The organism is Sphingomonas sp. SORGH_AS_0789 (assembly GCF_031453055.1).
In the GTDB taxonomy this organism is placed as follows: Bacteria; Pseudomonadota; Alphaproteobacteria; order Sphingomonadales; family Sphingomonadaceae; genus Sphingomonas.
Window position 1 is genome coordinate 3,679,569 of sequence record NZ_JAVIYV010000001.1, and the last position, 22,310, is coordinate 3,701,878.

A 22,310-nucleotide genomic window follows, 5' to 3' on the forward strand; every position below is an offset into this window, starting at 1 on the left:
GCCTATAAGGTGCTGACCGCCGATCAGATGGCGGTGCTGGAACAGGAGGGCACCTTTGCGGGCGCCCCCGTGGATATGGCCGATGGCTATATCCATCTGTCCACCGCCGCCCAGCTGACCGAGACGGTCGACAAGCATTTCGCCGGCCAGGACGACCTGCACATCGCGGCGGTCGATCTGGCGGCGATGGGCGGGGCGGTGAAGTGGGAAGAGAGCCGGGGTGGCCAGCTCTTCCCGCATCTCTATGCGCCGCTGCCGCTGACGGCGGTGCTGGCCTATGGCCCGATGAAGCGCGATACGGACGGGACGGTCCGCCTGCCCGTTTCGGGGTGATCGCAAGGAAATTGATGGCGTTGCGTCACGAAAACGTCATCAATTCCTAACACGGCGTTTACGGTTGATGACCTAGGGACGGAGGCGATGAAGCCGCCCGTCTTCTCCTCCGGGGTCGCCGAGCCCCAAGCCCCGGTGATCGACGCCGATGCGTCGTTGACGGCGGCGATCGGCCTGTTCCGGCAGCATCCCGACATGCGGCTGCTGCCGGTGCTGGACGCCGAGCGCCGCCCGGTCGGCGCGATCCGCGAGCGGGACGTGAAGGGGCTGCTCTACAATCCCTTCGGCCATGCACTGCTGCAAAATCCCGATTTCGGCGCGACGTTGGATGGTTATGTTCGCGCCCATCCCTGTTGCGAGGTCGGGGCAAGCATCGCCGAAAAGCTGGCGCTCCATGCCGATTGGGGCGCCCCCGACGCGCTGATCCTGACGAAGAAGGGTGTTTTCGAAGGCACGCTGGATGCCGCCACGATCGCGCGGCAGGCGGCCGATGCGCAGATCGCGCTGGCGCAGGAGCGAATGGCGCGGGCGCGTCGGATCGACGGCGCGGCGCACGGCTTCCTGGCCGATATCGCCATCCTGTCGGACACGCTGGCCCGCGCGACCGGGGATATGGGCCGCGTGGCGGGCGATCTGGCGCGCTATGCGGGCGAAACCCAGACGGGCGCGACATGCATGACCGAGGCGGTCGAGCAAAGCCGTTCGGCGCTGGGTGACACGGCGGCGCGCGGACGGGGCCTGGCCGATGCCTTCGCCTCGATCACCCGCGACATGGACAAGGCGCGCGATATCCGCCGCACGGTCGGCGACCGGATCGCCGCCACCGGCCTCCGCGCCGATGCCCTGGCCGACAGCGCCACCGCGATCGACGCGCTGCTCGCGCTGATCGAGGCGGTATCGGCCCGCACCAACCTGCTCGCGCTGAACGCCGCGATCGAGGCCGCGCGCGCGGGCGAGGCCGGACGCGGCTTCGCGGTCGTCGCGCATGAGGTCAAGGCGCTCGCCAGCCAGACCCGCGAGGCCGCGCAGGACGCCGCGCGCAACATCGCCGAGGTCAAGACCAACCTCCACGCCCTCGTCGCCGAACAGGGCCAGCTTTGCGAGGCGGTCGGGGCGATCGGCGCCATCTCGCAGGCGATCGACCTGGCGGTGGCGGCGCAGGGCGTCGCGACCACCGCGATCGCGGGCAATGTCGAACAGTCGGTGACGGCCGCGCACCAGATCGGGCGACAGGTCGCGCAGATCCAGCAGGATGCGACCCGGATCGATCAGGAAGCGGGCGCGCTCCACGGGCTGGCGCAGGCTTTGGGCCAAACCATCGGCGCGCTGCGCGACCGCACGGCCAGCTTCGTGGACCTGGTCGCGGTCTGATCAGACATAGAGGTCAATGACCGTCATCCCCTGCCCCACCGCCTCCAGCAACAGGGTGCGATGGCAATGGCAGGGATCGCGTTCGTAGCAGAGCAAGGCGGACGGCATCTCGTCCGCCAGATCGAGCATCCGCGCCGCCGCCGCCTGCGCCTCCGGCAGCGCCAGCTGATCGTCATAGACGTCGCGCAACGTGCCCACATCGCCCTTCTTGGCCGCATCCCGCCCGCGCTTCGGCGTGCCCAGATCCTTGAGGTGGACATAGTCGATCCCGACCTCGCGCAAGGCGGCGGCCAGCGGCGACTTGGAAAAGCCCGGCCGCCGCGACAGCGGCAGCGCGCGGACGTCGATCAGCCGCGCGACCCCCGCCTGTTTCAGCGTCGCGAGGAACCCGTCGACGGTCGCGCCCTCATAGCCGATGGTGAAGATGGTCGTCATGGTCCATGAGGTGGCGGCGGTGCCGCATCGGCGCAAGTGCTTCCACCCCGGCGCTTCCGGGTCTAAGGCGACGCGATGACCTATGACATTCATGTGATCGGCGGCGGGCTGGCGGGCTCGGAAGCCGCGTGGCAGCTTGCGGAAGCGGGGCTGAAGGTGCGCCTGTCCGAAATGCGCGGCGGCGCGGACACCACGCCCGCCCATCATGGCGGCGACCTGGCCGAGCTGGTCTGTTCCAATTCCTTCCGCTCGGACGATGCGACCTCCAACGCGGTCGGCCTGCTCCATCAGGAGATGCGCGCGCTCGGCTCGATCATCATGGCCAAGGGCGACGTCCATGCCGTGCCCGCCGGTTCGGCGCTGGCGGTGGACCGCGACGGCTTTTCGGCCGGGGTCACGGCCGCGCTCGCAGCGCATCCCAACATCACCATCGTTCGCGAGCGGATCGATGCGCTGCCGGAGGGGCCCGCGATCATCGCCACCGGCCCGCTGACCGCGCCGTCGCTGGCGGGCGGCATCGGCGAGGCGACCGGCGCCGAGGCGCTGGCCTTTTTCGACGCGATCGCCCCCATCGTCCACCGCGAATCGATCGACATGGACGTCGCCTGGTTCCAGAGCCGCTGGAACAAGGGCACGGGCAAGGATTACATCAACTGCCCGATGGACAAGGACCAGTATCTGGCCTTCCATCAGGCGCTGCTCGACGGCGAGAAGACCGAATTCCGCGAGTGGGAGAAGAACACGCCCTATTTCGACGGCTGCATGCCGGTCGAGGTGATGGCCGAGCGCGGGGTCGACACGCTGCGCTTCGGGCCGATGAAGGGCGTCGGGCTGGACGATCCGCGCACCGGACGCTGGCCCTATGCCGTCGTCCAGCTGCGCCAGGACAATGCAGCGGGCACGCTGTGGAACATCGTCGGTTTCCAGACCAAGCTGAAATATGCCGAGCAGATCCGCATCTTCCGCACCATTCCGGGGCTGGAAAAGGCCGAGTTCGCGCGGCTGGGCGGGCTGCACCGCAACACCTTCATCCGCTCGCCCGAGCTGCTCGACGCGACGCTGCGGCTGAAGTCGCGGCCTAATCTGCGCTTCGCGGGCCAGATCACGGGGTGCGAAGGCTATATCGAGAGCGCCGCCATCGGCCTGCTCGCCGGGCGTTTCGCGGCGGCCGAGCTGACCGGCAAGACTATCGCCCCGCCGCCGGTCGAGACGGCGCTGGGCGCGCTGCTGGGTCATATCACCGGGCTGGCCGAGGCCGAGACCTATCAGCCGATGAACGTCAATTTCGGCCTGTTCCCGCCCATTCCCGGCCGGACCAAGAAGGCCGATCGCAAGAAGATGTACACCGACCGCGCGCGCGAGGCGCTGCCCGGCTGGCTCAACTCTCTTCCGCCGGGGCCGCCTCCGGCGCCTCAGCCGGTGCCGTTCGCGCCGGAGGACAGTTCGCCCGAGCCGGTCGACGCTTGACGGCGGTGGTGGCGAACTCCGCCGCGTTCATCGCGCCGGACCTGTCGCGGTCGGCGGTGGCGAATTTGGTCGTCGCCTTCACCGCCCATTCGTCGAACGACAGCTTGCCGTCGCCGTCGCGGTCCAGCTTGGCGTAAGCCTTGCGCCGCGCGGCGAGATATTCCTCACGGGTGATTTTGCCGTCGCGGTCCTTGTCATAGCGGTCGAAGCGCTTCTGCTCGCGGGTGCGGGCGGAGGCTTCGGGGAGCGGGGCGTCGTCGCTCTCGGCGGTCTGCGGAGCGGTCGCGGCACTGGCGGCCGGGAGCGGGGACGGTGTGTCGGGGCGGCTGCCCCAGAGGAACAGCCCTGCCCCCATCAGCACGAGTGTGCCCAACCCTCCGGCCAGATAGCGCCACATCGGTTCCGTCTCCCCCGTCAGACGGGCTTATGGTTAAACGGGGTTATATGCGGGCGGCAAGGGATTCCCTTGGCCTTCGACTTCGCTCAGGCTGAACGGTGGGAGGGAGCGCCATTCCCAATGCTAGGCGTACCCCGGCGAAGGCCGGGGTCCAGTTTCTGTGCAGCCCGTGGAGCGCCAAGGATCGGAGGGGGAGGCAAAGGTCCCGCGCCGTCGATAGGGCATTACAACTGGACCCCGGCCTTCGCCGGGGTACGCCTACGTCGCAATGCAAAGGACGTCAGCGCCCCGTCAAACCATGCCACGCCAGCCGCGCCGCGCGGAGGGGATGGCCCGGCAGGCGGTCCGGGTGGCGCAGACCTTCACGGGCCAGGACGCTCAGGCCGCTCAATCCCCGTGCCCCTCGCGCCCGCTTCGGCGACAGCGCGGTGTCCAGCTCGCCCAGGGCCTGTGCGCCCATTCGATCCGCCAACGGCTTGTCGCTGATATGCCCGGCCAGATCGGCCTTCGCCCAGGCAACCCCGAGAGGCTCCCACCCCTCGCCACCCAGCAACCGCCCGATCGAAGCGAACAACACGCCCCCGCGCGCCTGCGCATGGCGGGTGACACGTTCGTCATCCAGCGCTTCGCCATCATCGAGCAGCGCCTCCCACCCCTCGATCATCGGCGCCAGATCCGCCCCCAGCACTCCGGCGGGCAGGACCGATGCCGCCAGACGCTGCAACACCGGATGCGCAGGCGCGGGCTCGCGGTCGAGCTTTTCCAGCGCCTCATACCACCAGGTCAGCCGCATCTGGCCGATCATCGGCTCGGTCGTGCTTTGCAGGATCGAGGCGAGCTGATGATCGACGTCCAGCAGCGCCGCGAACCCCTCGCGCGCGGCGGCGGGCGCATAGCCCACCGCCAGCGCCTGTTCGCGCATCACCGCTTCGATGGCGGGCGGGGGCGTCGAGGTGGCGGGGGCGTCGGTCATCCCCTGCCCTTCGCACGAATGAACCCCATGAAAAAGGGCCTCCCGGTTTCCCGGAAGGCCCTCCTCAAATCATAAGGCAATCCGCAGCTCAGCCGCGATAGGTGACCTTCTTGACCGCCGCGACGACCTTGTTCGCGTCGACCAGCGCCAGCTTCTCGAGGTTGGCGGCGTAGGGCAGCGGCACGTCCTCGTTGGTCACGCGCAGCACCGGCGCGTCGAGGTCGTCGAACCCTTCTTCCATCACCACGGCGGTGATTTCCGACGCGATCGAGCAGGTCGGCCAGCCTTCCTCGACCACGACCAGGCGGTTGGTCTTGGCGAGCGACTTCAGCACCGTCTTGGTGTCGAGCGGACGCAGCGTGCGCAGGTCGATGACCTCCGCATCGATACCCTCGGCGGCCAGCTTCTCGGCGGCTTCGAGCGCGACGCCCACGCCGATCGAGTAGGAGACGAGCGTGACGTCCTTGCCCTCGCGCATGATCCGCGCCTTGCCGATCGGCAGGACGAAATCGTCGAGCTTGGGCACGTCGAACGAACGGCCGTACATCAGCTCGTTTTCGAGGAAGACGACCGGGTCTTCCGAACGGATCGCCGCCTTCAGAAGGCCCTTGGCATCGGCCGCGTCATAGGGCGCGATCACGATCAGGCCGGGGACCGACGCATACCACGGGCCGTAATTCTGCGAGTGCTGCGCGCCGACGCGGCTGGCGGCACCGTTGGGACCACGGAACACGATCGGGCAGCGCATCTGGCCGCCGGACATATAGTTGGTCTTGGCGGCCGAGTTGATGATGTGGTCGATCGCCTGCATGGCGAAGTTGAACGTCATGAACTCGATGACCGGACGCAGGCCACCCATCGCGGCGCCGGTGCCGACACCGGCAAAGCCATATTCGGTGATCGGCGTGTCGATGACGCGACGGTCGCCGAACTCGTCCAGCAGGCCCTGCGTCACCTTGTACGCGCCCTGATACTGGGCGACTTCCTCGCCCATCACGAAGACGCGGTCGTCGGCGCGCATTTCCTCGGCCATCGCATCGCGCAGCGCTTCGCGGACGGTGAGCTTGACCATCTCGGTGCCTTCCGGGATTTCCGGCGAGGCGGGCGCTTCCTGCTCGGCGGCGGCGACCAGCTTCTGCGTGCCGCTCTCCTGCTCGGCGGCGGCGGCGCCCTCGGGCATCGGCGGCGAATTGGAGTCGGTCGCCTCGTTCTTCGGCGCGGCGTTGGCGGCCTCGCCCGAACGGCTGCCCGACGCGGCGGCGGTCGCGACGTCCTCGCCCTCTTCGGCCAGCAGCGCGATGGCGGTGCCGACCTTCACATTGTCGGTGCCCTCGGCGACGATGATCTTGGCGATCACGCCCTCGTCTACCGCCTCGAACTCCATCGTCGCCTTGTCGGTCTCGATCTCGGCCATGATGTCGCCGGACTTGACCGTATCGCCTTCCTTCACGAGCCACTTGGCGAGCGTGCCCTCTTCCATGGTCGGCGAAAGGGCCGGCATCTTGATCTCGATCGCCATCTTAGTAACGCTCCACCAGCACTTCAGTGTAGAGTTCAGCCACATCGGGCTCGGGGGTCTGCTCGGCGAAATCGGCCGCTTCGTTGACCTGCTTGCGAATGTCCTGCTCCAGGACCTTCAGATCGGCCTCGGTCACGCCCTGCGCTTCGAGCAGCTTCTTGACGTGGTCGATCGGATCCGACTTGTCGCGCACGCCCTGCACTTCCTCGCGGCTGCGATACTTGGCGGGGTCGGACATGGAGTGACCGCGATAGCGATAGGTCTTCATCTCGAGGATGACCGGACCCTTGCCCGCACGGACCCAGGCCAGCGCCTCTTCGGCCGCGCCACGGCACGCCAGGACGTCCATGCCGTCGACCTGGATGCCGGGGATGCGGAAGCTCTCGCCACGGCGATAGAGCTGATCCTCGGACGAGGCGCGGTTCACGGCCGTGCCCATGGCATACTGGTTGTTCTCGATCACGAAGATGATCGGGAGCTTCCACAGCTCGGCCATGTTGAAGCTTTCGTACACCTGGCCCTGATTGGCCGCGCCGTCGCCGAAATAGGCGAGGCAGACGCCGCCGTCATTGCTGTACTTGTGCCCGAACGCCAGGCCGGTGCCCAGCGACACCTGCGCGCCCACGATGCCGTGGCCGCCATAGAATTTATGCTCGGTCGAGAACATGTGCATCGACCCGCCCTTGCCCTTGGAGATGCCGGCGGCACGCCCCGTGAGCTCGGCCATAATGACCTTGGGATCGATGCCGTACGCCAGCATATGGCCATGGTCGCGGTATCCGGTGATCACCGAGTCCTTGTCGCCGTCGAGCGCCGACTGGAGGCCCACCGCCACGGCCTCCTGGCCGATATACAGGTGGCAGAAACCGCCGATCAGGCCGAGGCCATAGAGCTGGCCCGCCTTTTCTTCGAAGCGGCGGATCAGGAGCATCTGCTTGTAGAAATCCAGCAACTGTTCCTTGGTAGCCTGGAACGGTTGCGGTTCGGCGGGACGCTCCCGATTGGGAATGGGGGGCTCGCTGGTACGGCTTGGAGCTTTTGCCACAGTCGGGAACACCTTTGTTTCCGTTAGGGAAGGATGGACGCCTATTGGCGTGCTTTGTCATGAAACTCAATTCCCCCTCTTAATTCCCATTCGGACAGAAGGAATTTAGCGGAGAATAGCTTTGCCTCGGTTGCCTTGACGGCGCGCCGCAGCCTACAACGCTCGCCGACCATGGATAGACCCAAACACCCGTTCCGCATCGCCAATTTCCGCAGCTACTGGCTGTCGCGGTTCAGCGGGACCATCGCGGTATCCGCCATGTCGATCGTCATCGGATGGCAGGTGTACAATCTGGCGCGCGAGACGATGGACGTCCGGCAGGCGGCCTTCATGCTGGGCATGATCGGCTTCGCGCAGTTCGTGCCGCTGTTCCTGCTGACCCCGATCACCGGCCTCGTCGCCGACAGCGTCGACCGGCGCTGGATCGTACGCGCGACGACCGGGCTGCTGGTGCTGACTGCCGCGAGCCTCTGGTTCCTGACCTGGTCGGGGCATCTGACGCTGGGGGCGTTGTTCACCGCCGCAGTCGCGTTCGGCATCGCGCGGGCCTTTTCGGGACCGGCCTATTCCTCGCTCGCCCCCAATCTGGTCCCGCGCGAGAGCCTGCCCACCGCCATCGCGGTCAGTTCGATCGCGTGGCAGGTCGGCACCATCGCCGGGCCGAGCGTCGGCGGGCTGCTCTATGCGATCCATCCCGAATTCGCCTATGGCGTCGCCACCTTGCTGTTCGCCGTCGCGCTGCTCTGCATCTTCCTGATCGGCCCGGTGCCGCAGCCGCCCGCGCAGACCGACCGCCGCCCGCTGACCCGAATCGTCGAGGGGTTCAGCTATGTCCGCCGCAACCGGCTGGTCCAGGCGGCGATCACGCTGGACCTGTTCGCGGTGCTGCTCGCGGGCGCGACCTCGCTGCTGCCGGTCTATGCGCGCGACATATTGCATGTCGGGTCGCAAGGGCTCGGCGTACTGGCGGCGGGCATGGGCATCGGCGCGGCGACCACCGCGATCTGGTTCTCGTTCAAGCCGATGACCAGCAATGTCGGGGTCAAGATGCTGATCGCCGTCGTGGTCTTCGGCCTGTCGATCCTGACCTTCGGCATCGCCAGCCATGTGACCGGCGCTCTGGGGCTCCAGAGCGGCACGGTGGCGCTGGGCGGGGTGAACCTGTTCGTCCACCCCGCCTTCCTGCTCAGCCTCGCCGCGCTGATCTGCGCGGGCGGTGCGGACATGGTGTCGGTCTATGTCCGCCAGTCGCTGATCCAGCTCCACACCCCCGATGCGATGCGCGGGCGGGTGAGCGCGGTGTCGCAACTGACCATCTCCGCCTCCAACGAACTGGGCGAATTCGAGAGCGGGGTCATGGCCTCGATCCTCGGCCCCGTCGGCGCGGTGGTGTTCGGCGGGCTGGGCGCGATCGGCGTCACCCTGCTCTGGTCGCGGCTGTTCCCGGAACTCCGGCGGGCGCGAACCTTTGATCCGCCTGAAATCCTTGCAACCGAACCAACCCACGGAGAAGCCAAGCCATGAAGGCCAACACCATCCTGGAAACGATCGGCAACACGCCGCATGTGAAGATCCAGCGGCTGTTCCCCGGATCGGAGGTCTGGATCAAGTCGGAACGCTCCAACCCCGGCGGCTCGATCAAGGACCGCATCGCGCTCGCCATGATCGAAGCGGCGGAGGCCAGCGGCGAGCTGAAGCCCGGCGGCACCATCGTCGAGCCGACCAGCGGCAATACCGGCGTCGGCCTGGCGATGGTCGCGGCGGTCAAGGGCTATAAGCTGATCCTGGTGATGCCCGAGTCCATGTCGATCGAGCGTCGCCGCCTGATGCTGGCTTATGGCGCGACCTTCGACCTGACCCCGCGTGAAAAGGGCATGAAGGGCGCGATCGAGCGCGCGCTGGAGATCGTGCGCGAGACGCCGGGCGCCTGGATGCCGCAGCAGTTCGAGAACCCCGCGAACATCGACGTCCATGTCCGCACGACCGCGCAGGAAATCCTGAACGATTTCCGCGATTCGCCGATCGACGTCATCATCACCGGCGTCGGCACCGGCGGCCATATCACCGGCGTCGCCGAGACGCTGAAGAAGGAATGGCCGCAGCTGAAGGTCTATGCGGTCGAACCCGCCGCCTCGCCGGTCATCCAGGGCGGCCAGCCGGGCCCGCACCCGATCCAGGGCATCGGCGCGGGCTTCATCCCCGCCAACCTCCACACCCAGGCGATCGACGGGGTGATCGAGGTCGATGCCAATGTCGCCAAGGACATGGCCCGCCGCTCGGCCCGCGAAGAGGGGCTGCTGGTCGGCATCTCGTCGGGCGCGACGCTGGCGGCGATCCTGCAGAAGCTGCCCGACCTGCCCGAAGGCGTTCGCGTGCTCGGCTTCAACTATGACACGGGCGAGCGTTATCTGTCGGTGCCGGACTTCCTGCCCGAACAGTGAGCGATCTGTCCCGGCCGCGCGGCGGCATTCGCGCGGCGCTGTTTGCCATCGCCGGTACGGCCAGCGTCGTACCGGCTTTGCTCGTGGCGAACGCCCCCGCCATTCCGAAGACGCACCGCACCGCCACCGAGCGGCTACGGCAGGTCCCGCGCGTGGTGCCGCCCGCCGAGCTTCCCCCGGTCGAACCCGTGTCGTTTATCGACATGACGCCCGACGAGGCACGCGCCTATAACGAAGGCGTCCCCTTCTCGACCGATCCCAACCCGGCCGCCCGCCCCTTCGTCTTTCGGGGCACGGCGGAGGACAAGGCGCGGGCGCTCGACTGTCTGGCGGCGGGCGTGCTGTACGAGGCAGGCGACGATGCCAAGGGCGAGCAGGCGGTGGCGCAGGTCGTGCTCAACCGGCTGCGTCACCCGGCCTTCCCCAAGACGGTGTGCGGCGTGGTGTTCGAGGGGCAGGAGCGCAGCACCGGCTGTCAGTTCACCTTCACCTGCGACGGCGCGCTGACCAAGTGGCAAGCGCCCGAGGCGGCCTGGACCCGCGCCCGCCAGATCGCCGCAATGGCGCTGAACGGCAAGGTCTTCCGCCCCGTGGGCCATGCCACCCATTACCATACCGACTGGGTCGTCCCCTATTGGCAGGCCAGCCTCGACAAGGTCGCGCGGGTCGGATCGCATCTGTTCTTCCGCTGGGCGGGCTGGTGGGGCACCCCGCCCGCCTTCAACCGGCACCAGGTCGCGGGCGAGCCGGTCATCGAAGCCCTCGCCCCCTTCTCGCCGCCGCATCGGGCGGGCACCGACGCGACCGACGAAGCAGGGGCCGCGCTGGCCGAGGGGGCGGTGGCGGGCGGGACGCTGGCCCCGCTGGCGAGCGACCCGGACATGTTCCTCGTCACCCTGCCCACCGGCTTGGCGCCCGAGGGCTTCGCCGCCTTCGCGCTGACCCTGTGCGGCGAGCGCAAGCATTGCACGGTCATGGCTTGGCGCGACACCGCCGCCACCCCGCGCGCCGTGCCGCTGGCCCCGACGCAGTTGGAGACGATGGCGTTCAGCTATCTGCGCGATCCCGCCACCGGGCTGGAGCGGACGCTGTGGAACTGCGCCCTCTATCCGGCGATGCGGGGGTCGCGCTGCATGAAGCGGCAGACGCTGACCGTCATGCCCGTGCCCGCGGCGACGCCAACGCCCCAGCCCGCCGCGACGCCAGCGCCGGGCGAACTCGGCGGCGTGAGGCGCGCCAGTGGGCCATCGCCCGAGGGAAAACCGTAGGACGCCAGGGTCCGTCCAGCCCCAACCCCGCTCCCCCCACCCCGTTCAGCCTGAGCGCAGTCGAAGGCCAAGGGAAAACCTCTCCGACGCCACCATGGGACGACGGCCCGCTTTTCAGGGCCACGTGAAATCGCTTGCGGCGAGCGCCGGACGTGGCCTTCGACTTCGCTCAGGCTGAACGGAGGTTGGTAAATGGGGGACGGCCGCCGTATCGCGCCCGCCTGTCCCTCGCCCTCAGTCGCGATGCGTTTCCACCAGCGTCACGAACTCCGCCAGTTCCGCGATCGCGGCATCGATGTCGTGCTTCTGCGCCTGCAGGGCCTCGATCTTGGCGGTGCAGCGGGCGATCGTCACCTCGCGCTGCTGGCGGCGGCCGTCGCCCAGATCGTACAGGTCGATCATCTCGCGTATCTCGGCCAGGCTGAACCCCACCCGCTTGCCGCGCAGGATCCAGGCGAGGCGCGCGCGGTCGCGCGGCGAATAGATGCGCTGCGTCCCCCGCCGCTCGGGCGAGATCAGCCCTTCGTCCTCATAGAAGCGCAGCGCGCGGGCGGTCACGCCGAACTCGCCGCACAATTCGGTGATGCTGTACGTGTCGCGGTCGGGTTCGGGCGGGGACACGGGATGGGCAGCGACCTTGGCCATGATGCCGGAGGCTAGGGTCCGTTTACGTCAACGTCAATCGCCGCAAAGCGCCGCGCCGTCCGCACTGCGCAGCGTCCGCGCCTCCGCCACCGACCGGCTGATCCGTTCGACGATCAGCGCCGACAGGCTCGCGCGTCCCGTGCACAGCGAGGCGCAGGGCGCGGGCAGCGTCGCGGGGAACTGGATATCGTCGCCGTCGAACCGCGCGGTGAAGCGACAGCCGCCCAGCGTCACGGCCAAGTCGCGCCCCGACCGTCTGAGCGTGCCGCGCGCGGTGCACCCCTGCCCCTCGCCATAATCGAGCATCACGCCGATCCGCCAAGATGCGTCCGACCCGCCATCGCCGGGCGGCAGGATGCACATCCGATCCGAATCGCGCACCCACATGCCCTCGAGCGGGACGGCCGCCGGATCGGCGACGAGGCCTGCGGCGATGCTGGCGGCCTCCAGTTGCTCGCCCGCTGCATTGTCGGCATCGTCGGCGCCCGAACCGCAGGCCGCCAGCGCGACGGCGAGCATCAGGCCCGCCCAGCCCCGTCTCACGCGACCGGCACCAGCCCGTCGCCCTCGATCCGCCGGAAGAAACAGCTGCGCGCGCCCGTGTGACAGGCCGGTCCGGCGGGATCGCAGATCAGCCAGAGTGCATCCTGGTCGCAGTCGATCCGCATCTCCACGACGCGCAGGACATGGTTCGAGCTTTCGCCCTTCTTCCACAACCGTCCCCGGCTGCGCGACCAGAAATGCGCCTCGCCGGTGGTCCGGGTGGCTTCCAATGCCTCGGCATTCATATGCGCGACCATCAGCAGGTCGCCGCTCGCCCGGTCGGTGGCGATCGCGGTCAGCAATCCGTTGGCGTCGAATTTGGGGTCGAGCGTCAGCCCGGTGTCACGATGGTCGGCCATGGCGGCATGGTCTAGCCGCAACCGCGCCGCCTTCCAACCCGTCAGCCGTGATCCCGAATCGCGGCGATCAGCGCCGCCTTGTCCATCTTCGACCGGCCCGCAATGCCGATCCTGCGGGCTTCCTTCAGCAGGTCATCCTTGGTCCGGTCCTCCAGATGCGTCGCACGGTGGTCCAGGCTGCCCTTGGCCTTGGCATTGGCGATTCTTGCCGCCTTTTCCTTGGATTGGCCCTGCTTGCGCAGCTCCTCGTACAGGGCGTCATCCTTGACCTGGGGTCCGTGGTCGCGCGCCATATGACATCTCCTGTTTTCGGTGCCGAAACGCAGCCTCCCCGAAAATGATCCCGTCAACCATGACAAACAGGCGACAAACGCGGATGACGTTCCTATATGCGCCCCGTCTGCCCCTTAGTTGCGAACGTTGCGAGCGCCTCTCCCATGCTGACCACCCATCCTTTCGACGACGACAAACTCCGCGAGGAATGCGGCATCTTCGGCGTGTCCGGCGCCAGCGGCGCGGCCGCGCTGACCGCGCTCGGCCTGCACGCGCTCCAGCATCGCGGGCAGGAAGCCGCGGGCATCACCAGCTTCGACGGCGCGCTGTTCCACACCCACCGCGCAATGGGTCATGTCGCGGGCAATTTCGACCGCGACGACGTGATCCGCGGCCTGCCGGGCGATGTCGCCTGCGGCCATGTCCGCTACTCGACCACCGGCGAGACCGCGCTGCGCAACGTCCAGCCGCTTTATGCCGACCTGTCGACCGGCGGCTTCGCCATCGCGCATAACGGCAATATTTCCAATGCGATGAAGCTGCGTCGCGAGCTCGTCCGTCGCGGTTCGATCTTCCAGTCGACCAGCGATACCGAGACGATCATCCATCTGGTCGCGACCTCGAACTATCGCACCCTGCTCGACCGCTTCATCGACGCGCTGAAGCAGGTCGAGGGCGCCTATTCGCTGATCGTCATGACGCCCGAGGGCATGATCGCCTGCCGCGATCCGCTGGGCATCCGGCCGCTGGTCATGGGTCGCCTGGACGGCGCGGTGATCTTTGCCTCGGAGACGGTCGCGCTCGACGTGTGCGGCGCGACCTTCGAGCGCGCGGTCGAGCCGGGCGAGCTGGTCATCGTGCAGGGCACCGAAATCCGCTCGATCCGCCCCTTCCAGGCGGTCGATGCGCGCCCCTGCATCTTCGAGTGGGTCTATTTCAGCCGCCCCGATTCGATCGCGGGCGACCAGTCGGTCTATTCGGTGCGCAAGGAAATCGGCGCGCAGCTGGCGATCGAAGCGCCGGTCGATGCCGATCTGGTCATCCCGGTCCCCGATTCGGGCGTCCCCGCCGCGATCGGCTATGCCCAGCAGTCGGGCATTCCGTTCGAACTGGGCATCATCCGCTCGCACTATGTCGGCCGCACCTTCATCCAGCCGGGCGACAAGGTCCGCCATCTGGGCGTCAAGCTGAAGCACAATGCCAATCGCGCGCTGATCCAGGGCAAGAAGATCGTGCTGATCGACGATTCGATCGTGCGCGGCACCACCAGCCTGAAGATCGTGCAGATGATGCGCGAGGCGGGCGCGGCCGAGGTGCATATGCGCATCGCGTCGCCCCCGACCCGCCACAGCTGCTTCTACGGCGTCGACACGCCCGAGCGGGCCAAGCTGCTGGCCGCCAAGCTCGACCTGGGCGGGATGACCGACTTCATCCATGCCGACAGCCTGTCCTTCGTGTCGATCGAGGGGCTGTACAAGGCGCTGAACGCGGCGCGCGACGGCAAGCCCAGCTATTGCGACGCCTGCTTCACCGGCGATTATCCCACCACGCTGACCGACCATGACGAGACGGCGCCGGTCGACCAGTTCCAGATGCTGGCCGAGCGGGTCGCCTGATGACGGGCGCGCTGTCGGGCAAGCTGGCGCTGGTCACTGGCGCCAGCCGGGGGATCGGTGCCGCCACGGCCATCGCGCTCGGCGCGCAAGGGGCCCATGTCGTCCTGACCGCGCGCACCCCCAAGGGGCTGGAAGAGGTCGAGGAGACCATCTTCAACGCGGGCGGATCGGCCACCATCGCGCCGCTCGACCTGACGGAGAATGAGTCGATCGGCCGGCTGGCCGGGGCGATCGGCGAACGCTGGCAGGCGCTGGACATCCTCGTACTGAACGCCGGGATGCTGGGGTCGCTGGCCGCCGTGCCCGCCATCGATCCCAAGGAATTCGCCCGCGTCCTGACCCTGAACGTCAGCGCGCAGGCGGCGATGATCTCCGCCTTCGACCCGATGCTGCGCCGGTCGAAGGGCGCGCGGGTGATCGGCGTCACCTCTTCGGTCGGACGCCGTCCCCGCGCCTATTGGGGGGCCTATGGCGCCTCCAAGGCGGCGTTCGAGACGCTGCTCGGTGCCTATGGCGACGAGACGGCCGAGATCAGCGCGATCCGCACCGCCATCGTCGATCCGGGCGCGACCCGTACCCAGATGCGCGCCAAGGCCTATCCTGGCGAAGACCCGGCATCGGTCAAGGCGCCCGAAACGGTGGCGGAGCGGATCACCGCGCTGGCCATCGACGGCTTCGCGCCGGGGCATTTCGAGCGGGTGGGTCTGTAACAGGCCATTTGGCTGGCGGTGATGCGTAGGCTTCGACTTCGCTCAGCCTGAACGGCTGGCGGGAAAGGGCGTGCCTCGACCTCCGTTCGGGCTGAGCGAAGTCGAAGCCCAAGGGCAACCCTCACCGCAAGGTCGCGATGATCCCCGCCATCTCGAACACCGTGCCCTGCGCATCCAGTGACAGCCCGCGCGCCGCGCCCGCTAGATCCTGCGCAGCGGCATAGGCATCCAGCGCCACCTTCAGGGCAGGCCCAGACCGCGTCTGCGCCCGACCCGCGATGAACGCAGGCACCCGGTCCAGAAACGCTTCGTAGCGCGCCTGTGCGGCCTTGCCCGCCAGCGCCTTGGCCAGCTTGACCCGCTCGGCATTGCCCGGATCGCCGCTCTCGGCAATGCGCGCGATCGCCGCGTCGAGCCCTGCAATGTCGAGCCCGGCAAAGCGCAGCGCACGGCCCGGCGCGCCATCGGCGGCGGCGACCAACGCGGCGATCTCGTCCTCCTCCGCCTCGGGCAATTGTCCGCGCAGCACCGTGGCGACCTCGCCGTCCGACAGCCGCTCGAAGCGTAGCAAGCGGCATCGCGACCGGATGGTGGGCAGCAACCGTCCCGGCGCATGGCTGACCAGCAGGAACAGGGTGCCCGCGGGCGGCTCCTCCAGATTCTTGAGCAGCGCATTGGCGCCGCCCCGCTCCAGATCGTCGATCGCATCGATCAGGACGACCCGCGCCGGGCCCATGGCAGGCGCGGTCGCGAACATCGGCTGGAGCGTGCGGACCTGCGCGATGGTGATCGACCGCGCCAGATCCTGGTCGGGCTTGTCCGCATCCTTGGGCAGCCGCGCCAGCACACGGAAATCGGGATGCGACCCCGCCTCCATCAGCCTGGCGGTCGGATGATCGTCGGGCACGGCGAGGCCGGGGGGCAAGCCCCCCTGCCCGCCCGCCCGAGCCAGGACGCGCCTGGCCGCCGCGCGCGCGAAGGCCGCCTTGCCCACGCCCTCCGGCCCGGCCAGCAGCCAGGCATGGTGCAGCTTGGCGCCCCCCAGCGCGGCGGCAAAGGCGGCCTGCGCCGCCGCATTGCCGACCGGCAGGTTCATGCGATCACCCGAAGAACGAGGTCAGCCCGGCCCAGGCACGTCCGAAGAACCCGGCTTCGCCGACATCCTTGTCCGCGACCAGCGGCAGGCGCTGGGCGGGCATGTCGGGCGAGCTGACGACCAAGTCGGCGATATGCTGGCCCGCCTTGATCGGGGCCTTGATCGGGCCCTGATAGACGACCTTGGCGCTCAGCTGCGGGTCGAGCCCGGCGGGCAGCGTCACGGTCAGCTGGCGCGGCGCGACCAGGCCGACGCTGCTCGACGATCCCATCTGGACCTCGGCATCGGCGACCTTCTTGCCCTGCGCCACGACCGGCTTGGCCTGCCATGCGCGGAAGCCCCAGTTCATGAACTTCACCGATTCCTCGGCCCGAGCGCCGAAGCTGTTCAGCCCGGCGACGACCATCACCAGACGGCGGCCATTCTGCTCGGCCGATCCGGTGAAGCCGTAACCCGCTTCCTCGGTATGCCCGGTCTTCAGGCCATCGGCCCCCGCGACGCGACCCAGCAGCGGATCACGGTTCGCCTGGGTGATGGCGTTGCCGCCCATCGTCTTGCCCCAGGAGAAATCGCGGCGCGAATAGAATTGCTTGTAGAGCTTGGGGAAGTCCTCGATCGTGTGCTCGGCCAGGTTGGCCAGGTCACGCGCGGTGACATAGGTCACGCCGCCGTCCGGCCAGCCGTTCGAGGTGCCGAAATGGCTGTTGGTCAGCCCGATCTGCTTGGCGGTTCGGTTCATCCGCTCGACGAAGTTCGGCTCGGTCCCCGCGATATGCTCGGCCAACACGACGCAGGCGTCGTTACCCGACAGGGTGACGATGCCATAGAGCAGGTTGGCGACGCTGACCTGCTCGCCGGGCGACAGGAACATGGTCGACCCCGCCTGCGGGCCATGCCACTTCTTCCAGGTCTCGGGCTGGACCGTGACCATGTCGTCCAGCTTCAGCTGGCCCTTCTTCACCAGGTCGAAGGCGACATAGACCGTCATCATCTTCGCCAGCGAGGCGGGCGGCATCCGGCGATCGGCGTCCCGCTGGAACAGCACCGCGCCCGACGACAGGTCCTTCATGAACGCGACCGGCGCGGGGGTATCGAACTGCGGCGCGGCCGCGATCGAGGGATAGGCCAGCGCGACGAGAGCGAGCGGGGCGGCGAGCGATGCGAACAGGGTCTTCATGGATGTTCCGTGACCAAAGGGAGGTAGGAGGTCAATCCTGATGCAGGATGCGGGCGTCGTCATAACCCGCCTGTGCCGCCGCGTCACGCAGGGCTTTGGCGGAATCGGCATTCAGTGACGACCGTTCGACGCGCCAGACCCGGCCGACCCGGTGCGCCCGCGCATCGAAGCGGCGGGCCAGCGCTTCGGCCCGAGGCTGGCTGGAGAAGCTGGCGATCTGAACGCGGTAGCGCGCCTGCGGATCGAGCGAGAGGGGCTTGGCGACCGGCGGCACCGCGCTGGCCCCCACCAGCACCAGGCCGGGATTGTCCGCGCCGGTCCGCAGCGCGCGCAGCCGGATATGGGCCACCGCCCGCCGGTTCGTCCCCAGCAGCCGCGCCGCGCCCAGCGACAGGTCGGCCAGCCGGTCGGCGCGGCCCGGCCCGCGATCGCCGATCCGCGCCACGATCGTCCGGCCGGTGTCGATGTCGGTCACCTCGACCATCGAATCCAGCGGCAGGCTGCGATGCGCGATCATCACGTCGTCGGGATCGAACCGCCGCCCCGTCGCGGTCCGCCGCCCGGCCAGTTCATGGCCGTACCAGCTGGCATGGCCACTCGCCTGATAACTGCCGTAGCGCGGCGCCTCCTCCGCCCGGACCGGCGCGGCGAACCCGGCGACCAGCGCCGCCAGGGCCAGGATCTCAGCCCGCAATCGCATCGGCCAGCAGGCCCACCGACAAGGCATAGAAGTTGGAGCAGTTGTAATCCAGGATCACGCGGTAATTGCCGGTCAGCAGATAGGCGGTCCGCCCCGGCCCGTCGGGCTCCATCAGCGTGGCCAGCACCTGATCGCCGGGCCAGGCGGTGCCCTGCGGCACGATGCCCAGCGCGCGCCATTCGGCCATGGTCCGCCACCCGCTATGCCGCTCGAACACCCGCGGGCAGCGCGGGCTGACCAGCCGGTTGCGGACCTGCGACTGATCGAACCCGGCTGGCACCGTCACCGCAAAGCCCCAGGGCTGGCCCGCCCGCCAACCGGCATTGACGAAATAATTGCCGATCGAGGCCAGCGTATCGGCCTCGCTGTTCCAGATGTCGGCGCGGCCATCGCCGTCGCCGTCGCGCGCGAGGCGCAGATAGATGGACGGCAGGAATTGCGGATTGCCGGTCGCCCCGGCCCAGCTGCCCTTCAGCTGTTCGCGGCTGACGCCCCGGTCCATCATCTTGAGCGCGGCGATGAACTCGCCCTCGAACAGCGGGCGGCGCCGCCCCTCATAGGCCAGGCTGGCGAGCGAGCGCAGCAGGTCGAAATTGCCGGTATAGGCGCCATAATTGGTCTCATGGCCCCAGATCGCGACCATGATCGATTCGGGCACGCCCGTCTCGCGCTCGATCCGCGACAGGCGCGGGCGCTGCGCCAGATATTTGCTGCGCCCCCGGCCGATCCGCGCGGCATCGACATGCGCGGCCTTATAGGGAGCAAAGGGGCTGAAGCCGGTATTGCTCGGGCCGCCCGGCTGACGACGGTCGAGTTCGATGACACGGGTGTTGAGCGTCAGCGTCGGCAGCACGGCGTCCAGCGTCGCGCGGCTGACCCCCTGCGCGCTCGCGGTGCCGCGCACCTGTTGCAGATAGCTCTGGAAACCCGCCTCGTCCTGCGCAAGCGCGGGCGTGCTGCCGACCAGCAGTGCCAGAGCCGAAGAAATGCCGAGGCGCCTCACGCGCCGGGTAATGTCCCCCCACATGCGGCCTGTTTGCCATAGCGACGGCGGAACCGGAACCTCGCGTCACCGCGCGCATGGCACGGATCACCCGCGGATGGCGGGATTGTCCCATCCTGGCGGGCTTAAATCCAAGGGTGGATTCGCCGCCCGGCTTGGCGTACAGGCCCCTTCCGCCGATCCGGAAGAGTGGCCGAGCGGTTTAAGGCACCGGTCTTGAAAACCGGCGATGGTGCAAGCCATCCGTGGGTTCGAATCCCACCTCTTCCGCCATGACCCTGCATCGATACGCTCCTAACGTCTCCATCCCCTCGTAAACGCGGGGTTGTCGTGGATGCATGGCGGGGCAGATCACTTTGATCGACACGGCGGAGCGACGCGGGAAGCCATACGGGATGGCCAGTTCAAGCGGCCTATGCCCGAACCGGGTCGAAATGCAGACGCATGAAATTCCGGGTCGACGGCAAGGTGAAGCTGCTGACGTTCGTGGCGGCGGGCCAAGGGCCCCCCGCCCCCGGTCGCTGTAATCACCTGCACCTCACTCTCGGCCAACCGCAAGTCGTTGAAATGGTTCGACTCAATTTTCAGCTAGGATCCCAAGCCTAAACTTTCGGTCAAAACCGGGGCCATTTCACAACATTTCGCTCAGTTTCGGCCACTGTTAGCACAGCATATACCTTACACATGCGAAACGAAGCATCTATTCCGAGTTCGTCACGGTGATTGCCCATGCCCTCCTCCCGCCGCGCGCAATTTGATCTCCCTGTGGCGAAAATCCCAGACGAGCTTTCTGCGCCTATCGTTCTGGACCAGATTGCCGAGATCAAGAGCTGCGTCCGGGTCGCCATACCGGTCAATATGATGCTCGGCATGGTCAACCTTCTGGTCGCGATCAGGAGCGACCTCGCGCTTTACGGCATCGTCTGGTTCGTCGCCTCGCTCACCGTGAACCTCGTGCGTCTCTATCTTTGCTATCTGCCGGCCCCGGACGTGGGAAAGGTTTCCGGCCGGCGGTCGCCGCTGCGATCGATCGCCGTGCAGAGATATCTGATGTGGACGGGAGCGCTGCTTTCGGGACTGGTATGGGCCTGGGTTCCGATCCTGTGCGCCGGCTACACCTCGCCGCAGGCGCTCTTCTATCTGACCGTCGTATGCGGCGTCACCGCAGGGGCCGTCACGCACGGCACGCCCGATGCCCGCACGCCCCTATGCTTCATCCTCCCGGCTCTGGCATCCGTCGTCATCTGCCTGTTGGTGGCAGGAGGGTTCGAGCGGGCTTGCATCGCCTTCACCACGATCGTTTACATGGCCGCCCTCTCGCGCAGTTCCATTCGCGCCGAAAGAACGTTCAAAGCGCTCAGCCGCGCCAAGCACGAAGCCACGACGAACGCTGCGGCCCTTTCCGCGGCGCACGAACATTCGCTGCACATCATCGACATCATGCGACATCGCGCAACGCATGACGACCTGACGGGCTTGCTCAACCGATCCGGTTTTCTCACCGAGGTAGAGGAACACATGAAGGCGGGGCCGGATGCCTATTGCCTGATGTTCATCGACCTTGACGGCTTCAAGGCCGTCAACGACGTCTATGGTCACCGCAAAGGCGACCAGGTGCTGATAGAGGCGGCCAGGCGCCTTCAGGCCCAGACCCACGGCAAAAGCCTTCTCGCGCGCATGGGCGGCGACGAGTTCGCCATCTTCCTCCCCGTCGCGGCATTTCAAGAGGCCACCGACCTCGCACAGGCTGTCATTGGGGCCCTGTCGGTTCACATGGACGGCGTCGATACGGGCGCGCTGGGGGCCAGCATCGGGATCGTCATGGGCCTTCAGGCGGACCTGGCCGATGTCCTGGCCTGTGCCGACGAAGCCCTTTACGCCGCCAAGAATGGAGGCCGGAACCGCTATCACGTCTTCGACAACGAGCTGCGCGAACGACTGGAGATGCGCCGCGACCTCGAACGCGACCTTCCACGCCATCTCGAGGACGGATCGCTGGATGTCTGGTTCCAGCCGATCTTCGCGCTCGGCCACAGCCTGCCGAACACGATCGAAGCCCTGCTGCGCTGGAAGCATCCGCAGCACGGCTGGATCTCCCCGGAAAATGTGGTCCGCCTGGCCGCGATCAACGGACACGCCGAACCTCTGCTCCGTTTCGTGCTGCACCGTGCCAGTCAACTTCTGGAGGCCCTGGTCCAAGCCGGACTGAAGGAGATCAAGGTCGCGATCAACATATCGCCGCGCGAGATGGCGCAACTGTCCGTCGACACCATCATCCTGGAGCATTTCGAGGCGCTCGGCCTTGCGCCTCCCTTACTCGACGTTGAAATCACGGAGGAGACCGCCTTCGAGACCAAGGCCATACAGCACAAGATACAAACGCTGTCCAAGGCGGGCGTGACGATCAGCCTGGATGATTTCGGCGTGGGTTATTCGTCGCTGGAGGCTCTGCGCCATCGCCGGGTTGATCGCATCAAGATCGATCGAAGCTTCGTATCCAACATCACCCGGTCGCCCGAGGACCAGCATCTGGTCAGCGCCATCATCGATTATGGTCGGAAATTTGACCTCGAAGTCGTCATCGAAGGCATCGAGACGCGCGAGGATTATGCGATGATACAGGGTCTGGGCGGCCACCTCTTCCAGGGATATTATCTGGCCCGCCCCGTGCCTGAATCCGACTTGCTGGATTATCTCCTGGCCCGTGAGACCGAACCTTTCGGGTGATGGATAGCCTCCGCTTCATACCGCAGGCGATACAGGCTGATTTTCTACAGGGTTCGGAGGCGCGAAGATCAGATATTGCCGGGAGCGGATCATCTGCCCCCTGGTCGGATCTGATGATGGTATGAAGAGGTCGCGATCGCTGTCCAACCCTCTTCTTCTCCGCCGGCGCCCTCGCTGCCACCGTCACCTTCCGGCTGTGATCAACGAGTCCT

Annotated in this window: 22 protein-coding genes and 1 tRNA gene; 10 read left to right on the forward strand and 13 right to left on the reverse strand. The window is 67.4% G+C overall.

Annotated features, from left to right (window positions below):
• Positions 1-27 precede the first annotated feature (27 nt).
• A complete protein-coding gene (locus QE360_RS16620; RefSeq protein WP_309704214.1) occupies positions 28-333 on the forward strand; it encodes a DUF952 domain-containing protein in 306 nt (101 codons plus the stop codon).
• An 87-nt stretch (positions 334-420) separates the two neighbouring features.
• Entirely contained in the window at positions 421-1,704 is a 1,284-nt protein-coding gene (locus QE360_RS16625; RefSeq protein WP_309703345.1) for a methyl-accepting chemotaxis protein, read from the forward strand.
• Here the strand turns inward: QE360_RS16625 and QE360_RS16630 are convergent, their stop codons facing one another.
• Positions 1,705-2,139 carry a DUF488 domain-containing protein gene (locus QE360_RS16630; protein ID WP_309703347.1) on the reverse strand — a complete coding sequence of 145 codons (435 nt, stop codon included), beginning with the start codon at positions 2,137-2,139 and terminating at the stop codon, positions 1,705-1,707.
• 75 nt (positions 2,140-2,214) lie between these two features.
• Here QE360_RS16630 and trmFO point away from each other — a divergent pair, with 75 nt between their 5' ends.
• Positions 2,215-3,606, forward strand: a complete 1,392-nt coding sequence (gene trmFO, locus QE360_RS16635; RefSeq protein WP_309703352.1) for a methylenetetrahydrofolate--tRNA-(uracil(54)-C(5))-methyltransferase (FADH(2)-oxidizing) TrmFO — start codon at positions 2,215-2,217, stop codon at positions 3,604-3,606.
• On the opposite strand, the gene QE360_RS16640 is transcribed toward trmFO, so the two are convergent.
• The 4 genes from QE360_RS16640 to pdhA form a co-directional block, all read right to left on the reverse strand.
• Complete coding sequence (locus tag QE360_RS16640) at positions 3,518-4,003, reverse strand: EF-hand domain-containing protein (protein ID WP_309703355.1); 486 nt, start codon at positions 4,001-4,003, stop codon at positions 3,518-3,520. The genes trmFO and QE360_RS16640 overlap by 89 nt on opposite strands.
• Positions 4,004-4,283: 280 nt before the next feature.
• Entirely contained in the window at positions 4,284-4,976 is a 693-nt protein-coding gene (locus tag QE360_RS16645; protein ID WP_309703358.1) for a squalene/phytoene synthase family protein, read from the reverse strand.
• An 88-nt stretch (positions 4,977-5,064) separates the two neighbouring features.
• Positions 5,065-6,495: a pyruvate dehydrogenase complex E1 component subunit beta gene (locus QE360_RS16650; RefSeq protein ID WP_309703360.1), complete on the reverse strand. Its 1,431-nt coding sequence runs from the start codon at positions 6,493-6,495 to the stop codon at positions 5,065-5,067.
• A gap of 1 nt (position 6,496) precedes the next feature.
• Positions 6,497-7,540: a pyruvate dehydrogenase (acetyl-transferring) E1 component subunit alpha gene (pdhA, locus tag QE360_RS16655; protein ID WP_294235726.1), complete on the reverse strand. Its 1,044-nt coding sequence runs from the start codon at positions 7,538-7,540 to the stop codon at positions 6,497-6,499.
• A gap of 171 nt (positions 7,541-7,711) precedes the next feature.
• On the opposite strand from pdhA, the gene QE360_RS16660 reads away from it, so the two are divergent.
• The 3 genes from QE360_RS16660 to QE360_RS16670 are packed head-to-tail and all read left to right on the forward strand — an operon-like array spanning position 7,712 to position 11,249.
• Positions 7,712-9,064, forward strand: coding sequence for an MFS transporter (locus QE360_RS16660; RefSeq protein WP_309703362.1), 1,353 nt, complete (start codon positions 7,712-7,714; stop codon positions 9,062-9,064).
• Positions 9,061-9,981, forward strand: coding sequence for a cysteine synthase A (gene cysK / locus QE360_RS16665; RefSeq protein ID WP_294235727.1), 921 nt, complete (start codon positions 9,061-9,063; stop codon positions 9,979-9,981). The genes QE360_RS16660 and cysK overlap by 4 nt, the downstream gene beginning before the upstream one ends.
• A complete protein-coding gene (locus QE360_RS16670; protein ID WP_309703364.1) occupies positions 9,978-11,249 on the forward strand; it encodes a cell wall hydrolase in 1,272 nt (423 codons plus the stop codon). The genes cysK and QE360_RS16670 overlap by 4 nt, the downstream gene beginning before the upstream one ends.
• Before the next feature lie 234 nt (positions 11,250-11,483).
• Here the strand turns inward: QE360_RS16670 and QE360_RS16675 are convergent, their stop codons facing one another.
• Genes QE360_RS16675 through QE360_RS16690 form a run of 4 tightly spaced genes read right to left on the reverse strand, consistent with a single transcriptional unit; the run spans position 11,484 to position 13,089 of the window.
• Positions 11,484-11,894, reverse strand: coding sequence for a MerR family DNA-binding transcriptional regulator (locus QE360_RS16675; RefSeq protein WP_309694627.1), 411 nt, complete (start codon positions 11,892-11,894; stop codon positions 11,484-11,486).
• 33 nt (positions 11,895-11,927) lie between these two features.
• Positions 11,928-12,437, reverse strand: a complete 510-nt coding sequence (locus QE360_RS16680; RefSeq protein ID WP_309703366.1) for a hypothetical protein — start codon at positions 12,435-12,437, stop codon at positions 11,928-11,930.
• Complete coding sequence (gene hisI, locus QE360_RS16685) at positions 12,434-12,796, reverse strand: phosphoribosyl-AMP cyclohydrolase (RefSeq protein ID WP_309703368.1); 363 nt, start codon at positions 12,794-12,796, stop codon at positions 12,434-12,436. The genes QE360_RS16680 and hisI overlap by 4 nt, the downstream gene beginning before the upstream one ends.
• A gap of 41 nt (positions 12,797-12,837) precedes the next feature.
• Entirely contained in the window at positions 12,838-13,089 is a 252-nt protein-coding gene (locus tag QE360_RS16690; RefSeq protein ID WP_307098049.1) for a Rho termination factor, read from the reverse strand.
• A gap of 144 nt (positions 13,090-13,233) precedes the next feature.
• On the opposite strand from QE360_RS16690, the gene purF reads away from it, so the two are divergent.
• Positions 13,234-14,685, forward strand: coding sequence for an amidophosphoribosyltransferase (purF, locus tag QE360_RS16695; protein WP_307098048.1), 1,452 nt, complete (start codon positions 13,234-13,236; stop codon positions 14,683-14,685).
• Positions 14,685-15,395: an SDR family NAD(P)-dependent oxidoreductase gene (locus tag QE360_RS16700; RefSeq protein ID WP_309703370.1), complete on the forward strand. Its 711-nt coding sequence runs from the start codon at positions 14,685-14,687 to the stop codon at positions 15,393-15,395. The genes purF and QE360_RS16700 overlap by 1 nt, the downstream gene beginning before the upstream one ends.
• A 121-nt stretch (positions 15,396-15,516) precedes the next feature.
• Here the strand turns inward: QE360_RS16700 and QE360_RS16705 are convergent, their stop codons facing one another.
• From QE360_RS16705 to QE360_RS16720, 4 genes are read right to left on the reverse strand one after another with little or no spacing between them, the layout of a single operon-like run.
• The gene (locus QE360_RS16705; RefSeq protein WP_309703372.1) at positions 15,517-16,491 is read right to left on the reverse strand and encodes an AAA family ATPase; all 975 of its coding nucleotides are present in this window, start codon (positions 16,489-16,491) and stop codon (positions 15,517-15,519) included.
• A 4-nt stretch (positions 16,492-16,495) separates the two neighbouring features.
• Positions 16,496-17,668: a D-alanyl-D-alanine carboxypeptidase family protein gene (locus QE360_RS16710; protein WP_309703374.1), complete on the reverse strand. Its 1,173-nt coding sequence runs from the start codon at positions 17,666-17,668 to the stop codon at positions 16,496-16,498.
• 31 nt (positions 17,669-17,699) lie between these two features.
• Complete coding sequence (locus tag QE360_RS16715; RefSeq protein ID WP_309703376.1) at positions 17,700-18,368, reverse strand: septal ring lytic transglycosylase RlpA family protein; 669 nt, start codon at positions 18,366-18,368, stop codon at positions 17,700-17,702.
• Positions 18,352-19,395, reverse strand: a complete 1,044-nt coding sequence (locus tag QE360_RS16720; RefSeq protein ID WP_405052634.1) for a lytic transglycosylase domain-containing protein — start codon at positions 19,393-19,395, stop codon at positions 18,352-18,354. Before QE360_RS16720 ends, QE360_RS16715 begins: the two co-directional genes overlap by 17 nt.
• 159 nt (positions 19,396-19,554) lie before the next feature.
• Here QE360_RS16720 and QE360_RS16725 point away from each other — a divergent pair.
• Both QE360_RS16725 and QE360_RS16730 read left to right on the forward strand, forming a co-directional pair.
• Positions 19,555-19,644 (forward strand) — tRNA-Ser (locus tag QE360_RS16725).
• Between the two features lie 456 nt (positions 19,645-20,100).
• The gene (locus tag QE360_RS16730; RefSeq protein WP_309703378.1) at positions 20,101-22,098 is read left to right on the forward strand and encodes an EAL domain-containing protein; all 1,998 of its coding nucleotides are present in this window, start codon (positions 20,101-20,103) and stop codon (positions 22,096-22,098) included.
• The last annotated feature ends 212 nt before the right edge of the window (positions 22,099-22,310 follow it).

Coding starts and splice junctions, on each gene's coding strand:
- QE360_RS16620 (WP_309704214.1), top strand. CDS start 28: ATGGCGGTGCTGGAACAGGAGGGCACCTTTGCGGGCGCCCCCGTGGAT.
- QE360_RS16625 (WP_309703345.1), top strand. CDS start 421: ATGAAGCCGCCCGTCTTCTCCTCCGGGGTCGCCGAGCCCCAAGCCCCG.
- QE360_RS16630 (WP_309703347.1), bottom strand. CDS start 2,139: ATGACGACCATCTTCACCATCGGCTATGAGGGCGCGACCGTCGACGGG.
- trmFO (WP_309703352.1), top strand. CDS start 2,215: ATGACCTATGACATTCATGTGATCGGCGGCGGGCTGGCGGGCTCGGAA.
- QE360_RS16640 (WP_309703355.1), bottom strand. CDS start 4,003: ATGTGGCGCTATCTGGCCGGAGGGTTGGGCACACTCGTGCTGATGGGG.
- QE360_RS16645 (WP_309703358.1), bottom strand. CDS start 4,976: ATGACCGACGCCCCCGCCACCTCGACGCCCCCGCCCGCCATCGAAGCG.
- QE360_RS16650 (WP_309703360.1), bottom strand. CDS start 6,495: ATGGCGATCGAGATCAAGATGCCGGCCCTTTCGCCGACCATGGAAGAG.
- QE360_RS16660 (WP_309703362.1), top strand. CDS start 7,712: ATGGATAGACCCAAACACCCGTTCCGCATCGCCAATTTCCGCAGCTAC.
- cysK (WP_294235727.1), top strand. CDS start 9,061: ATGAAGGCCAACACCATCCTGGAAACGATCGGCAACACGCCGCATGTG.
- QE360_RS16675 (WP_309694627.1), bottom strand. CDS start 11,894: ATGGCCAAGGTCGCTGCCCATCCCGTGTCCCCGCCCGAACCCGACCGC.
- hisI (WP_309703368.1), bottom strand. CDS start 12,796: ATGGCCGACCATCGTGACACCGGGCTGACGCTCGACCCCAAATTCGAC.
- QE360_RS16690 (WP_307098049.1), bottom strand. CDS start 13,089: ATGGCGCGCGACCACGGACCCCAGGTCAAGGATGACGCCCTGTACGAG.
- purF (WP_307098048.1), top strand. CDS start 13,234: ATGCTGACCACCCATCCTTTCGACGACGACAAACTCCGCGAGGAATGC.
- QE360_RS16700 (WP_309703370.1), top strand. CDS start 14,685: ATGACGGGCGCGCTGTCGGGCAAGCTGGCGCTGGTCACTGGCGCCAGC.
- QE360_RS16705 (WP_309703372.1), bottom strand. CDS start 16,491: ATGAACCTGCCGGTCGGCAATGCGGCGGCGCAGGCCGCCTTTGCCGCC.
- QE360_RS16710 (WP_309703374.1), bottom strand. CDS start 17,668: ATGAAGACCCTGTTCGCATCGCTCGCCGCCCCGCTCGCTCTCGTCGCG.
- QE360_RS16715 (WP_309703376.1), bottom strand. CDS start 18,368: ATGCGATTGCGGGCTGAGATCCTGGCCCTGGCGGCGCTGGTCGCCGGG.
- QE360_RS16720 (WP_405052634.1), bottom strand. CDS start 19,395: ATGTGGGGGGACATTACCCGGCGCGTGAGGCGCCTCGGCATTTCTTCG.
- QE360_RS16730 (WP_309703378.1), top strand. CDS start 20,101: ATGCCCTCCTCCCGCCGCGCGCAATTTGATCTCCCTGTGGCGAAAATC.